Genomic DNA, 13285 nt, shown 5'->3' on the forward strand with positions numbered 1-13285 from the left:
AGGAAGAAGGTTCGGGCGGAGGCGCCGATGGGTGGTGGGAGCGCGAGAGTGGGTCGGGTTGAAGAGGGCTGGGGCTCGGCGGGGTTCGAGGTGCGCGACGGGACTGGAAAGGGTTGGGGCTGGGCGGAGTTCGTTGGTTGGCGGTCAGGTTGCGGGCGTTGGGCGGCGGGCGTGGCGGCCTCGGGTGGGCTCGCGGCCTTGAAGGCGTTGCCAGGTTTCGTGGCACCAGGCGAGGAAGCGGGTCATTTCGGCTCCTTCTTGAAGACGTACTCCGGTGGGAAGAGGCGGCGGTAGCGCACCAGGTTGCGGGCCATGCCCCACAGGATCTGGAGGACGATCACGGCTCGAGTTCCTTTCGCGCCAACGGGATCTCCGGGCCCGGTTCGCCGTAGAAGGTCGGGACGCAGCCGCAGGCTTGCCAGGTGGGCGGCGGGAGTTCCTCCAGGGTCGCCAGGCACTCGGCCTCTTCGGTCTCCGCGGCCACTTCTGTCCAGGCGGCCGGGGTCATGGGCGCAGCTCCTTCAGGACCGCTCTTGCCGCTGTTGCCAGCGGGCCCTTGGGGTTGCGGGGGAAGCGGCCCCGTTCGAGGACTTCGGCCAGACCTGGTTCTGCTCGCATCGAGGTGAGCAGGGGGATGCCGATCACGTCCGCCATCTCGGCGGGGCGGAGGTTGCCTGGGGACGGGCCTCGGACTACCAGGCGGAGGTTGCGGCCGTTGGTGAGGAGGTGGGTGGCCACTCGGCTGGCTGCCGCTGTGGCTCGCACTTCGGCCGGGACCACCAGGATCGTCAGGTCTGTGCGGTCCAGGGCTGCCGAGGCTGACGAGGTGGGGAAGCGGGGGAGGTCGCAGATCACCGTGCAGCCTGCTCGGCGGCCTGCGTCGAGGACGGCCGCGACGGCTGCCGGGTCTGGGTCCGGGGCTGCTCGGTCGCAGGCCAGGACGCTCAGGTTGCCGGAGGTCGGGAGGGCTGCTCGCAGGGCTGACATCGGGACTCTGCCGCCGGTGGCGTGGACGCCTGGCCAGCGGGCGCCCTGGTCGGATTCGGTGCCCAGGGCCAGGTCTATGCCGCCGCCCAGCGGGTCGCAGTCGACCAGCATGGCCTCGCCGCCGGTCTGGACCGCCTCCCGGCCGCAGGCCACGGCCAGGGTCGAGGCGCCCGCTCCGCCTCGGCCGCCGATGAAGGAGACGACCCGGCCTCGGTCCGAGGGCGGGCCTTCGCCCAGGTCGGTCAGGGCTGTCACCAGGGCGCGGGCCTCCACCGGGAGTTCCAGGACGCCGTCTGCTCCCAGGGCCACCGCCGGGGACCAGGGAGGGTCGCCGCCGTGGACCACCAGGACGCCCGGGCGGCGCGGGAGGCCCGCGTCCAGGCAGGCGATGACCGCTGCCGGGTCCAGGACGACGAGAGGAGCGGTGTGCCAGGCGGCTCGCAGCGCGGTGACGTCCGGGGCGCAGGTCAGGTGGCAGTCGGCTGCGGCGGCCACGCGGAGGACCTCGTCGAGGAGGTCCTGGTCGGTGAGCAGGGCGGTGGGGTGGGTCATGGGATCGAACCTGGTCGGTCGTGATGAACGACACAACGGGGTGAAGATCCACATGTGGACAAACCAGCGGCTGTGGACAAGTCGCGATCTTGAAAGCCTTGCCAGCGCGGAACTGTCGGGGGTGCGTGCGACTCTGGAGGGTTGGGCGCACGGCGCGCGGACACAGGCCGCGAGAGAGGCAGAGGTCCAGTCCCACCCCGCTGGAAACGGGGTCTGGATATGGGACGACCCCCGCCAGGGGGGAGGGACGGGGGTCGTCAATGGTTCAGTCCCGGGGGGTCGGACTGAACCCGTCCGTCGAACCGGACTCTCCTACTGTATCCCCATGCGCCAGTGCCGCGCGCAACTTCCGCAACAGCTGAGGGCCAAGTTTCGGTAACCGTGCAGCGCAACGGTTTCGTACACGAACGAAATGCCGCCCGAACGGCCTACTGGCGAGTACACCTAAGCTGAGCCCCATGAGCCGGATCGCCGCCTTCTTCGACCTCGACAAGACCGTGATCGCGAAGTCGAGCACGCTGGCGTTCAGCCGACCCTTCTTCCAGGAGGGACTGATCAACCGCCGCGCGGTGCTGAAGAGCGCATATGCGCAGTTCGTCTTCATGCTCGCAGGCGCGGACGCGGATCAGATGGACCGGATGCGGGCGCACATCACGGCGCTGGCCGCCGGCTGGGACGTCGAACAGATCCGCAGCATCGTCAGCGAGACGCTGCACGACATCGTCGACCCGCTCGTCTACAAAGAAGCGACACAGTTGATCGCCGACCACAAGGCCGAGGGCCACGACGTGGTCATCGTGAGCGCGTCGGGCGAGGAACTGGTCGCCCCCATCGCCCAGATGATCGGGGCGGACTACAGCGTCGGCACGAAGATGGTGATCCAGGACGGCCGCTACACCGGCGACGTCGAGTTCTACTGCGCCGCCGACAACAAGGCCGTCGCGATCAAGCAGCTCGCCGCCGAGCACGGCTACGACCTCGCGAAGAGCTATGCCTATTCGGACAGCGTCACGGACCTCCCGATGCTGGAGGTCGTCGGCCACCCGACGGTCGTGAACCCGGACCGGGGCCTGCGCCGCGTCGCCGCCGAGAAGGACTGGCCGATCCAGCAGTTCGTCGACCCGGTCAGCCTGCGCGCCCGCATCCCCACCCCGTCGGGCAAGGCGGTCGCGGTCACGGCCATCAGCCTCGGTGCCGTCGCCGCCGCGGGGGCCGCCTGGTACGGCCTGCGCCGCCGCCGCAACAGCTGAAAGTCAAGCCCTCACAACCACATGCACCGGGAAGTGGCGGGTACTGACGAGTAGCGGCGACGCACTGCGCACGTGGTGCCCGCGTGAGTGTCCCAAGCCGCCCGGCCAGCGGTACCCGAACACGAACACGAGCTCACAAATCCAGAAACGCCAGTACTTTCCTTACTGAACGTGGCTTGAACGGTGCACCCGTCCGAGCCCTTGCCGTGACCTGGCCCACGCACTTAAATAGGTGGTGCGGAACTCGGGTCGGCCAGGGACCTGGCGAAGAGAAGCCAGAATCCACCCCGGCAGGGCTCCGTGCGCGGACTTCGAGTACCCACGCGCAGCACGCCGCGGGAGGCTTGTCGTCTAGGGCCTGCGTACCGGGACGCCGGACGCCGAGGCCAGGGTTGTACGACTGGAGTTGCACGCTTGGTAACTCGCAAGCCCGCGCTGAAGACGGGGCACCCTTCCGGGGGTGCCCCGTCTGCTTGTTCGGTCAAAAGTTGGCACCGAACGGCAGAATGTGCGCCCGTTGACCCACCACGCAGCCGTGAGTAACTTGCGAAATGCGCCAGTTACCTGTGGGAACATCACCGGGAGGCACGGACAAGTGCGGAAGTTCGCCGCGTTGACGCTGGTCACAGCCATGGTCGCCCTCACGCCGGTGGCGAGAGCGGACGCCGCCGTGACCACCCTGCGCGGGATGTCGCTGGAACAGAAGGTCGGCCAGCTCTTCGTCACGTACGTCAACGGCCAGGCCGCCGACGTCCCGCACCCCAAGAACCAGACCGACTTCGGAGTGGCCACGCCCGCGGACATGGTGCGCAAGTACCAGCCCGGCGGCGTCATCTACTTCAACAACTCGAGCCGCGACAACATCGACACCCCCAAGCAGATCGCGAAACTCTCCAACGGCCTGCAGAAGGCCAGCAAGATCCCGCTCCTCATCTCGACCGACCAGGAGATGGGTCTCGTCACGCGCATCGGCCCGCCGGCCACCCAGCTGCCGGGCAACATGGCCCTCGGCGCGGGTCGCAGCACGGCAGACGCCGAGGAGGCCGCCCGCATCACGGGCCAGGAGCTCCGCGCGATGGGCATCAACCAGAACTTCGCGCCGGACGCCGACGTCAACTCCAACCCGGCCAACCCGATCATCGGCGTGCGCAGCTTCAGCAGCGACCCGAAGCTCGCCGCCGACATGGTGCGGGCCCAGGTCCAGGGCTACGAGGGCCGCCGCTGGTTCGACATGACCTCGGTGACCTCGACCGCCAAGCACTTCCCCGGCCACGGCGACACCTCCGAGGACAGCCACACGGCCCTGCCGGTCTCGAACCGCAGCCTCGAGCAGTGGCGCACGATCGACGCGCCCCCGTTCCAGGCCGCCATCGCCGCCAAGATCGACTCGATCATGACCGCGCACATCCAGGTGCCGCAGATCGACCCGTCGGGCAACCCGGCCACGCTCAGCCCGAAGATCATCACCGGCCTGCTGCGCGACGAGCTGAAGTACGACGGCGTCGTCGTCACGGACTCGCTGGAGATGGCGGGCGTCCGCAAGCTGCACTCCGACGCCGAGATCCCCGTGCTGGCCATCAAGGCGGGCGTCGACCAGCTGCTGATGCCCCCGAACCTCGGCCTCGCGATCGACAGCGTCGTGAAGGCGGTCAAGGCCGGTGAGATCACCGAGCAGCGCATCGACCAGAGCGTCCTGCGCATCCTCAAGATGAAGCTGCTGCGCGGCGTCATGCTCACCGCCGAGGTCGACGAGAACAAGGTCGACCAGGTCGTCGGCTCCAACACCGAGCAGGCGCAGAAGATCGCCGACCGCACCATCACGGTCGTCCGCAACGACGGCCAGGCGCTCCCCCTCAACGCCACCGCGCCCCTGGTCGTCGGCACCAGCGACGCCCAGGCGTCCGCACTGGCCACGCGCCTCAAGGGCACCAAGGTCGTCACGGCGACGAGTCCCACGCCGGCGCAGATCCAGCAGGCCGTGGCAGCCGCCGCGAACGCCGACAAGATCGTCGTGCTGACCAACAACGCGAGCACCAGGCCGGCCCAGGTCGACCTGATCAACCAGCTCGTCGCCACCGGCAAGCCCGTCGTCGCGGCCGCCACCGCCAACCCCTACGACGTCGCCCACAGCAACGCCAAGACCTGGCTCGCCACCTACTCGACGACCACGGTGTCGATCGAGGCGCTGGCGAGGATCCTGCTCGGTGAGGCGAAGCCGCAGGGCAAGCTGCCGGTCGACGTCCCCGGCCCGACCCCCTACCCGTTCGGCCACGGGGTGACGTGGTGAGGCGACGGAGCTTCCTCGCAGCAGGCGCCCTGTCCGTTCCTCTCGCCAGCACCGCAACGGCCGAAGCGGCCCCGAAACTCGCCACCGCCTCCGAACAACTCGCCCAACAGGGCTGGCGCAAGTTCAAGGGCCGCAAGGTCGGCGTGCTCACGAACCCGACGGGCATCCTCGAAGACCAGACCCACATCGTCGACTCGATGGTCGCCCAGAACGCCAAGCCGACGGCCGTCTTCGGCCCGGAGCACGGCTTCCGCGGCACCGCCCAGGCAGGCGGTTCCGAGGGCGACTACGCCGACCCGCGCACCGGAATCCCGGTCTACGACACGTATCAGGCCACTCCCGCGAAGATCCAGGCGATGTTCGAGAAGGCGGGCATCGACACGGTCGTGTTCGACATCGCGGACGTGGGCGCGCGTTTCTACACCTACATCTGGTCGCTGTACCAGGCGATGGAGGCCGCGCAGAACCTCGACTTCATCGTCCTCGACCGCCCGAACCCCATCGGCGGCACGGCGAACGGCCCGCAGCTCGACCCGGCCTACGCCACGTTCGTGGGCCTGAAACCGATCGTGCAGCAGCACGGCATGACGGTCGGCGAACTGGCGAGGCTCTTCAAGGGCGAGTTCGGCCTCAAGACGAACCTGGAAGTCGTCAACGTCCGCAACTGGCGCCGCACCCAGCTCGACACGGGCCTCCCGTGGGTTCCGCCGAGCCCGAACATGCCCACCCAGGACACCGCGCTGGTCTACCCCGGCACGTGCCTGTTCGAGGGCACGGTCCTGTCCGAGGGCCGCGGCACCACCCGCCCGTTCGAGACGGTCGGCGCCCCCGGCATCGACTGGCGCTGGGCCGAAGCGCTGAACGCCCTGAACCTCAGGGGTGTCCGGTTCCGCGAGACCTACTTCTCGCCCACCTTCAACAAGTTCCAGGGCAAGACCTGCGGCGGCGTCACCCTGCACGTCACCGACGCGGCGAAGTTCGACGCGATCCAGGCGGCCGTCGCCATGCTGATCACCGCGAAGTCGTTGTACCCCGGCGTCTTCGCGTGGCGTCCCGACAACTGGATCGACAAGCTCAGCGGCTCCGACCGGCTGCGCAGGATGATCGACGCCCAGGCGCCGCTGGCGGAGATCACCGGCGCGTGGCAGCAGGAGCTCCAGCAGTTCCGCCGCACCCGCCTGCCCTACCTGCGCTACCGGTGAGGACGCCATGCTCATCCCTGCCCTGGCCGTCGCACTCGTGACGACCGCGCTCCCCGGCCACTTCGACCAGCCCCAGGACGGTTTCGCGCAGCCCTGGACGACCCTGCGCGAGTCGAACCCGTACTGGGCGAACCTCGACCCCGAGCCGATCAACACCGCCCTGCGCCAGCTCCGCGACTTCCAGAAACCGCAGGCCAACGGCAAACCGCTGTTCGCCGGCGCCGTCACGATGTACGTGCACGACGGCAAGATCGTCACGCACGACCGCACGGGCTACGCGGTGCTCTACAAGGATCAGCAAACCCAGCTGCCAGAAGAAGAACGCGTCCCGATGAAGAAGGACACGATCTTCGACTTCGCCTCCATCTCCAAGCTCTTCACGTCGATCGCGGTGATCCAGCAGGTCGAGCAGGGCCGGGTGAGCATCGACGAGAAGGTCGCCACCTACCTGCCCGAGTTCGGCGTGAACGGCAAGGAGAACATCACCGTCAAGCAGCTGCTCACACACACGAGCGGCCTCGAACCGTTCATCCCGTTGTGGCAGAAGTACCCGGACGTCCCGTCACGCATCAAAGCCGTGATGGACGTGACGCCGAAGTCCACGCCCGGCACCACGTACGTCTACTCGGACCTGAACCTGATCACGCTCGGCGAGCTGGTCCTCAAGGTGAGCGGCAAGCGTCTCGACCAGGCGGTCAAGGACGGCATCACCAGGCCCCTCAACATGAAGGACACCGGCTACAACCCGACGGCGAAGGACCGCACGGCCGCCACGGAGTTCCAGTCCGCACCACCACGCGGCATCGTCCGCGGTGAGGTGCACGACGAGAACGCGTGGTCCCTCGGAGGAGTAGCGGGCCACGCCGGTGTGTTCGGCACGGCCAAGGACCTCGCGATCCTCGGCCAGACGATCCTCAACGGCGGCACCTACAACGGCCGCCGGATCCTCAGCGAGCACTCCGTCGAGCTGATGCTCACGAACTTCAACCAGCAGTTCCCCGACAACGCCCACGGCCTCGGCTTCGAGCTCGACCAACGCTGGTACATGGGTGCGTTGAGCGGCCAGGGAACCGCAGGTCACACGGGGTACACCGGCACGTCGTTCGTGATCGACAAGGCCTCGCGCTCGATCGCGATCCTGCTGACCAACCGCGTCCACCCGAGCCGTGACTGGGGCAGCGTCAACCCGGCCCGCCGCGCAGTGGCCGACGGCCTCGCCAACGCGCTTGCCGTGAAGTCACACGGAAAGCAGTGGCGTGCAACGACTTCCGGCGCGACCCTGACCGCCGAACGCCCGGTCGAGGTCTTCGTCGACGTCGACAAGGGCGACAAACTCACCATCCAGCACTGGAACGGCACGGACTGGCAGGACGCCCGCACCGTCACGACGACCGGACGTCGTTGGCTGCCAACGGAATCCGTGAAGTCGAGGTTCGTCTACACCAAGGCCGGCCAGTACAACGGACGCGGCGTCTACGTGCACGCCCGTGGTGACGTCACGGCCGACGGCTGGTCAGTGGCACGCCGCTAGCGCCTCGGCGAAGCCTGGCAGCGCCCGTGGGAACGCGGGCGCTCCAAAGCTCACCACGATCCCCGTCCGGTCGTCGTCGCTCAGCTCGTGCCGGAACCACGAGAGCGGACTGACCTCGATGCCACGCTCACGCGCCGTGCGCACGACCTCCTCCTCGTGAGGCGTCTCCAGCACGGCGTGCATCCCCGCCGCAATGCCCGACACCGAGACGTAAGGCGACACGGCCTGCACGAGCTGGTCCCGCCGCCGTTGGTACTTCAACCGCATCCGGCGCACGTGGCTGTCGTACGCGCCCGACGACAGGAAGTCCGCCAACGTGAGCTGGTCGATCATGCTGATGTGCTGCTCACGGTCGGTCTTCAAAGCCAGCACGGGATCCACGAACCGGTCCGGCACCACCATCCACGCGATCCGCAACGCCGGTGACAACGCCTTGCTGGACGTGCCGAGGTACACGACGTGCTCCGGATCGAGCCCCTGCACCGCACCGACGGGCTGCCGGTCGTAACGGAACTCCCCGTCGTAGTCGTCTTCCAGCACAACGCCACCCACGCGCCGTGCCCACGCCACCGCCGCCGCGCGCCTCCTCGGGTGCAGAGGGCCGCCCAACGGGAACTGGTGTGCGGGCGTCAACACGCACGCACGCCGGTGATCGGGCAACTGCTCGGTGTTCGCCCCGTGGTCGTCCACCGCCAACGGCACGGTCGACGTCCACATCGACCGGTGGAAGCCCAGCCCGTACTCCTCCACGACCACCGGCGGTTTCAGCAGCCGGTCGAACATCTTGATCGCGCCGCCGAAACCGGAGCACAGCACGATCCGTTCGGGATCGGCCCGCACCCCGCGGGCCCGCGCCAGGTACTCGGCCAACGCTTCCCGCAGCTCGATCCGGCCCTGCGGATCGCCCGGCCCGAACGCCTCCGACGGCGCCGCCATCACCGCCCGCCGCGTCGACCGCACCCACTCCGCACGCGGGAACTCGGTGACGTCCGGCGTCGACACCGACAGGTCGAACCGCACGGCCTCCGCCGCCCGGCGCGTCACCGGCGGAGGCGGCTCGACCCGTTGCGCGACAACGGTTCCCGAACCCTGGCGCGCGGTCAGCCACCCCTCGGCGACGAGCTCCGCGTACGCGTCGGCGACGGTGTTGCGCGCGATCCCCAGGTCGGCGGCGAGCGAGCGCGAGGCGGGCAACCGGGTCCCGGCCGGCAGCCGCGCCGACCGGACCGCCTCGCGCAACGACGCCGTCAACCGCTGCCGCAACCCACCCGGACCGGACAGATCCAGGTGGAAGTCAAGATTGGCCCACGATTCCACCAGGAGATTGCACCATGCCCGGGGCCAATCCGCGGCATAACTTCGTAGTCATGACGAACCGCATCAACTTCCCCAAGAAGGCCCCGAAGGTCTACCGCGCGATGATCGCGCTGGACGCCGCCGCACGCGAAGGCCTCGACGAGAACCTCGCCGAACTGGTCCGCGTCCGCGCGTCGCAGCTCAACCACTGCGCCCACTGCATCGCCATGCACACCGCCGACGCCCGCAAGCTCGGCGAGTCCGAAGCCCGCATCTACCTCCTCAACGCCTGGGAGGAGGCGGGCGACGTCTACACCGAGAAGGAGCGGGCCGCGTTGCTCCTCACCGAGGCCATCACGGTCCTGAGCAGCCACGAGTTCGTCAGCGACGACGTGTACGCGCAGGCCGAGAAGCACTTCGGGGAGGAGGAACTGGCGCAGCTCATCGCGTTGATCTTCACCATCAACGCGTGGAATCGGATCGCCGTGTCCACCCGGATGAAGCCGGACGTCCACTAGACCGCTCGCGAGAGAGTGACTTTCGGACACAGTCCGTTGACCGTCGGTGTTGCGGTTAGTAAGTTTCCCACGTGTCCACTGAGAGCAGTGCCGAGTCCAGCCCGCTGGTGCGGATCCGGTCGTTGTTGCCGGGTCTCGCGCGCGCCGAGCAGCGCGTCGCGAAGGTGGTGCTGGAGAACCCGGGGACGGTCGCGCACCGCAGCATCACCGAGGTCGCCGAGCAGGCGGGCACCAGCGAGACGACGGTGACGCGGTTCTGCAAGGCCATCGGCGTCGGTGGGTACCCCGAACTGCGGATCGCGCTGGCTGCCGACACCGCGCGCAGCCAGGCACGGGCCAACCACGACATGGGCGGCGACATCGGCCCCGGCGACGACCTCAAGCAGGTCGTCGGCAAGGTCGCGTTCGCCGACGCCCGCGCCGTCGAGGAGACCGCGGAGCAGCTCGACGTCGAGTCGCTCGACAAGGTCGTCCAGGCCGTCGCGGGCGCCCGCCGCGTGGACGTCTACGGCTTCGGCGCCAGCGCGTTCGTGGCGTTCGACCTCCAGCAGAAGCTGCACCGCATAGGGCTCACCTGCTTCGCGTGGAACGACACGCACATCGCGCTCACGTCGGCCGCCGTGCTGACCGAGGCGGACGTCGCCGTCGGCATCTCGCACACCGGCTCGACCGCGGAGACCGTCGAGGCGCTGCGGGTGGCCCGCGAGTCCGGCGCCACCACCGTCGCGCTGACGAACTTCCCGCGCTCGCCGATCACCGAGGTCGCCGACCACGTGCTGACCACGGCCGCGCGCGAGACCACGTTCCGCTCCGGCGCGATGGCGAGCCGGATCGCCCAGCTCACGGTGATCGACTGCCTGTTCATCGGAGTCGCCCAGCACCACGTGGACACGGCGAAGACGGCACTCGAAGCGACCTACGAGGCGGTCTCCGGCCACCGGCTGGGCGCGAGACCAGACGGCCGGCGGCGGCCGCGGGAGACGTCTAAATGACCTCCCCCCGGAACGGTGTGGTGGTGCGCGTGGAATCTCCGACCGAGCAACGGAACCCGCGCACCGCGGACATCGACCGGGTCCCCACGATCGACGTGCTCCGCATGATCAACGACGAGGACCGCACGGTCCCGGCCGCCGTCGCCCAGGCCCTGCCGGACCTGGCCCGCGCGGTGGACCTGGGCGTCGCGGCGATCATGTCCGGCGGCCGCGTGCACTACGTCGGCGCGGGCACCTCCGGGCGGCTCGCCACCCTGGACGCCGCTGAGCTCGTCCCCACGTTCAACGCCCCGGCGGACTGGTTCGTCGCCCACCACGCAGGCGGTCCGGAAGCCCTCGTCCGTGCCGTCGAAGAGGTGGAGGACCACTCCGGCGCCGCCCAGATCCGCCGTCACGCCACGTCGAAAGACCTGGTCGTGGGCGTGGCAGCCTCCGGGCGCACGCCGTTCGTGATCGGCGCTCTGGAAGAGGCGCAAGCGCTTGGCGCCCACACCGTCCTGGTCTCGAACAACACCTCGGTGCCGTTCACGCCGGATGTCCTGGTCGTCCTCGACACCGGCCCGGAAGCCATCGCCGGCTCCACCCGGATGAAGGCGGGCTCGGCCCAGAAACTCGTCCTGACCTCGTTCTCCACGGCGGTGATGGTCAAGCTCGGCCGCACCTACTCGAACCTGATGGTCAGCATGCGCGCCACCAACGCCAAGCTGCGCGGCCGCACGATCCGCATCCTCCACGAGGCCACCGGCCAGCCGGAGACGGCCTGCGAACAGGCGCTCGCGGACGCGTCCGGTGACCTCAAGGTGGCCCTGGTCCACCTGCTCGCGGGCGTGACGGCCGAACGTGCGGCCGCCGCGCTGGAGGACACCAAGGGCCACGTCCGCAACGCGCTGGACCGCCTAGCGGGTTAGGTCGGGCCCGAACACCTCGTAGTGGATGTCCGTGACGCCCGCTTCGAGCAACTGGGCCCGCATGGCCTTGAGGAACGGCGTGGGCCCGCACAGGTACGCCGTGGCGTTCGCGGGCACTTCCACTTCGGCGAGGTCGACGTACCCGGTCCGTTCCGCAGGCCACTCCCCGACTGGCCGCTCGTAGAACACGTGCGCCTGCGCGTCGTCGAGCTTCGCCACGAGCTGGGCGAACTCGGCGCGGAACGGGTGCGTGAACTGGTCGCGGTCACCGTGGATCGCGACGACCCGGCGAGGCGAGTCGACGGCCGCCAGCTCGGCGAGCATCGCCACCATCGGCGTGCACCCGATCCCGGCCGACGCGAGGATCACCGGCCCGTCCCCCGGCAGCAGCGTCACGTCCCCGGACGGCTGACTGACGCTGATCGTGGCGCCCGCCGACGCGAAGTCGTGCAGGTGGTTCGACACCTCGCCGTCCCGCTTGACCGAGAACTGCACCGCGTCGTCGGTCCGCCCGGACAGGCTGTACTGCCGGATCTGCCGAGCCCCGTCCGGCAACTCGACCTGCACCGACACGTACTGCCCCGGCTTGCTGGCGGGCACCGGTCCGTCCAGCGGCCGCACCACGAACGTCACCACGTCCTCGGTCTCCTGGAACCGCGCGATGACCCGGTGCTCCTCCCAGCCGCGCGGCAGGAACCTCTCCATCCCGATCAACGTGTCGGCCATCAACCAGTAGACCTCGCTCCAGGCCGCGCCCACCTCCTCCGACACCTGGAGAACGTCCGCCACCGCTCCGAGCAAGTGCTTGTGCACCACCGCGTACTGCCCCGGCGTGACACCGACGGAAACATGCTTGTGCGCGATCCGCCGCAACATCGCATCGGGCGTCTGCCCGGCCATCAACCCGGTCGCGAAGACCGCGATCGACCCGGCCAACGCCTGCGGCTGCGTGCCGTTCGCCTGGTTGCCGCGGTTGAACAGATCCCGTTGCAACACGGGGTGTTCCTCGAACATGCGCGCGTAGAACAACTGACTGATCTCGCCGATCGCGGCAGCGACCGCGGGCAGGGTGGCCTCGACCAGCTCCGCCGACTTCGGGGACAGCATCGTCTTCCTCACTTCAGCTGCAGGGTGAGCAGCACGGGTCCGGTGGGATCAGCGACGAGGTCCTCGACGCTCAGTGGATCGAGCGAGGCGTAAAAGGCTTCCTGCGCCCGGCGCAACGCACCCCGCAACCGGCAGGCGGCGGCCAACGGACACGGCACGTCGCCCTCGCAGTCGACGACGTCGCCGACACCTTCCAGCTCCCGCACCAGGTACCCGATCGAGCTCGCCCGGCCGGTGGCGGTGAGCGAGAGCCCGCCCCCACGACCGCGCCGCGCTTCGACGACCCCAAGATGCTGGAGCTGGGCAACGACTTTGGCCGCGTGGGTGTACTGCACGCCCATGACCTCGGCGACTTCGCGGGTGGTCGGGTTCGCCTCGTCGGCGACGGCCAGCCGCATCACGATCCGCAGCGCGATGTCGGTGCTCTTGGTCAGCCTCACGAGATCGAGACTAACTTAATTGGTATCTCAGATGCATGTTATCCAGGCCACGCACCGCAGTCGCGAACGCAAGGCGACCACCGTCTTGGCCCGGCGCGCGCTCCCAACCGGCAGCCGTCAACGCAGGCCAACCACCTACGAGGCCTGGCACGCGAAGCCGAAGGCGAGCCCGAACGGGCTGATGCCCCATCGGGAACCGGTTCCGCCCGCGCATG

General features: G+C 69.0%; 12 protein-coding genes. 7 read left to right on the forward strand and 5 right to left on the reverse strand.

Features of this window, described 5'->3' with window-relative positions; translation table 11 throughout:
* Window positions 1-337 precede the first annotated feature (337 nt).
* Together ACFWNN_RS29355 and ssd are read right to left on the reverse strand one after the other, a co-directional pair.
* A complete protein-coding gene (locus ACFWNN_RS29355) occupies window positions 338-508 on the reverse strand; it encodes a hypothetical protein (RefSeq protein WP_382443162.1) in 171 nt (56 codons plus the stop codon).
* A complete protein-coding gene (gene ssd / locus ACFWNN_RS29360; protein ID WP_382443163.1) occupies window positions 505-1539 on the reverse strand; it encodes a septum site-determining protein Ssd in 1035 nt (344 codons plus the stop codon). The genes ACFWNN_RS29355 and ssd overlap by 4 nt, the downstream gene beginning before the upstream one ends.
* Before the next feature lie 458 nt (window positions 1540-1997).
* Here ssd and ACFWNN_RS29365 point away from each other — a divergent pair, with 458 nt between their 5' ends.
* From ACFWNN_RS29365 to ACFWNN_RS29380, 4 genes are all read left to right on the forward strand, one after another.
* Window positions 1998-2789 (forward strand): HAD-IB family hydrolase, encoded by a 792-nt coding sequence (locus ACFWNN_RS29365; RefSeq protein WP_382443164.1) that lies wholly within the window; start codon window positions 1998-2000, stop codon window positions 2787-2789.
* Window positions 2790-3420: 631 nt separating this feature from the next.
* The gene (locus tag ACFWNN_RS29370; RefSeq protein ID WP_382443242.1) at window positions 3421-5076 is read left to right on the forward strand and encodes a glycoside hydrolase family 3 protein; all 1656 of its coding nucleotides are present in this window, start codon (window positions 3421-3423) and stop codon (window positions 5074-5076) included.
* Window positions 5073-6278, forward strand: a complete 1206-nt coding sequence (locus ACFWNN_RS29375) for an exo-beta-N-acetylmuramidase NamZ domain-containing protein (protein ID WP_382443165.1) — start codon at window positions 5073-5075, stop codon at window positions 6276-6278. Before ACFWNN_RS29370 ends, ACFWNN_RS29375 begins: the two co-directional genes overlap by 4 nt.
* Window positions 6279-6285: 7 nt before the next feature.
* On the forward strand, window positions 6286-7809 hold the full coding sequence (locus ACFWNN_RS29380) for a serine hydrolase domain-containing protein (protein ID WP_382443166.1): 1524 nt from the start codon (window positions 6286-6288) through the stop codon (window positions 7807-7809).
* Here the strand turns inward: ACFWNN_RS29380 and ACFWNN_RS29385 are convergent.
* Window positions 7792-9126, reverse strand: coding sequence for a PLP-dependent aminotransferase family protein (locus tag ACFWNN_RS29385; protein WP_382443167.1), 1335 nt, complete (start codon window positions 9124-9126; stop codon window positions 7792-7794). The two genes, ACFWNN_RS29380 and ACFWNN_RS29385, sit on opposite strands and share 18 nt — an antisense overlap.
* A 50-nt stretch (window positions 9127-9176) precedes the next feature.
* Here ACFWNN_RS29385 and ACFWNN_RS29390 point away from each other — a divergent pair, with 50 nt between their 5' ends.
* From ACFWNN_RS29390 to ACFWNN_RS29400, 3 genes are all read left to right on the forward strand, one after another.
* Entirely contained in the window at window positions 9177-9623 is a 447-nt protein-coding gene (locus tag ACFWNN_RS29390) for a carboxymuconolactone decarboxylase family protein (protein ID WP_382443168.1), read from the forward strand.
* 71 nt (window positions 9624-9694) lie between these two features.
* Window positions 9695-10615 carry a MurR/RpiR family transcriptional regulator gene (locus tag ACFWNN_RS29395; protein WP_382443169.1) on the forward strand — a complete coding sequence of 307 codons (921 nt, stop codon included), beginning with the start codon at window positions 9695-9697 and terminating at the stop codon, window positions 10613-10615.
* Complete coding sequence (locus ACFWNN_RS29400) at window positions 10612-11523, forward strand: N-acetylmuramic acid 6-phosphate etherase (RefSeq protein WP_382443170.1); 912 nt, start codon at window positions 10612-10614, stop codon at window positions 11521-11523. Before ACFWNN_RS29395 ends, ACFWNN_RS29400 begins: the two co-directional genes overlap by 4 nt.
* On the opposite strand, the gene ACFWNN_RS29405 is transcribed toward ACFWNN_RS29400, so the two are convergent.
* Both ACFWNN_RS29405 and ACFWNN_RS29410 read right to left on the reverse strand, forming a co-directional pair.
* The gene (locus ACFWNN_RS29405; RefSeq protein ID WP_382443171.1) at window positions 11512-12642 is read right to left on the reverse strand and encodes a globin domain-containing protein; all 1131 of its coding nucleotides are present in this window, start codon (window positions 12640-12642) and stop codon (window positions 11512-11514) included. The two genes, ACFWNN_RS29400 and ACFWNN_RS29405, sit on opposite strands and share 12 nt — an antisense overlap.
* Window positions 12639-13070 (reverse strand): RrF2 family transcriptional regulator, encoded by a 432-nt coding sequence (locus ACFWNN_RS29410; protein ID WP_382443172.1) that lies wholly within the window; start codon window positions 13068-13070, stop codon window positions 12639-12641. The genes ACFWNN_RS29405 and ACFWNN_RS29410 overlap by 4 nt, the downstream gene beginning before the upstream one ends.
* Window positions 13071-13285 lie beyond the last annotated feature (215 nt).

Source organism: Lentzea sp. NPDC058450 (assembly GCF_042721395.1).
In the GTDB taxonomy this organism is placed as follows: domain Bacteria; phylum Actinomycetota; class Actinomycetes; order Mycobacteriales; family Pseudonocardiaceae; genus Lentzea.

Bases quoted from the DNA above. Each gene is read 5' to 3' on its own strand.
- ACFWNN_RS29355 (WP_382443162.1), bottom strand. From the start codon at position 508: ATGACCCCGGCCGCCTGGACAGAAGTGGCCGCGGAGACCGAAGAGGCC.
- ssd (WP_382443163.1), bottom strand. From the start codon at position 1,539: ATGACCCACCCCACCGCCCTGCTCACCGACCAGGACCTCCTCGACGAG.
- ACFWNN_RS29365 (WP_382443164.1), top strand. From the start codon at position 1,998: ATGAGCCGGATCGCCGCCTTCTTCGACCTCGACAAGACCGTGATCGCG.
- ACFWNN_RS29370 (WP_382443242.1), top strand. From the start codon at position 3,421: ATGGTCGCCCTCACGCCGGTGGCGAGAGCGGACGCCGCCGTGACCACC.
- ACFWNN_RS29380 (WP_382443166.1), top strand. From the start codon at position 6,286: ATGCTCATCCCTGCCCTGGCCGTCGCACTCGTGACGACCGCGCTCCCC.
- ACFWNN_RS29390 (WP_382443168.1), top strand. From the start codon at position 9,177: ATGACGAACCGCATCAACTTCCCCAAGAAGGCCCCGAAGGTCTACCGC.
- ACFWNN_RS29400 (WP_382443170.1), top strand. From the start codon at position 10,612: ATGACCTCCCCCCGGAACGGTGTGGTGGTGCGCGTGGAATCTCCGACC.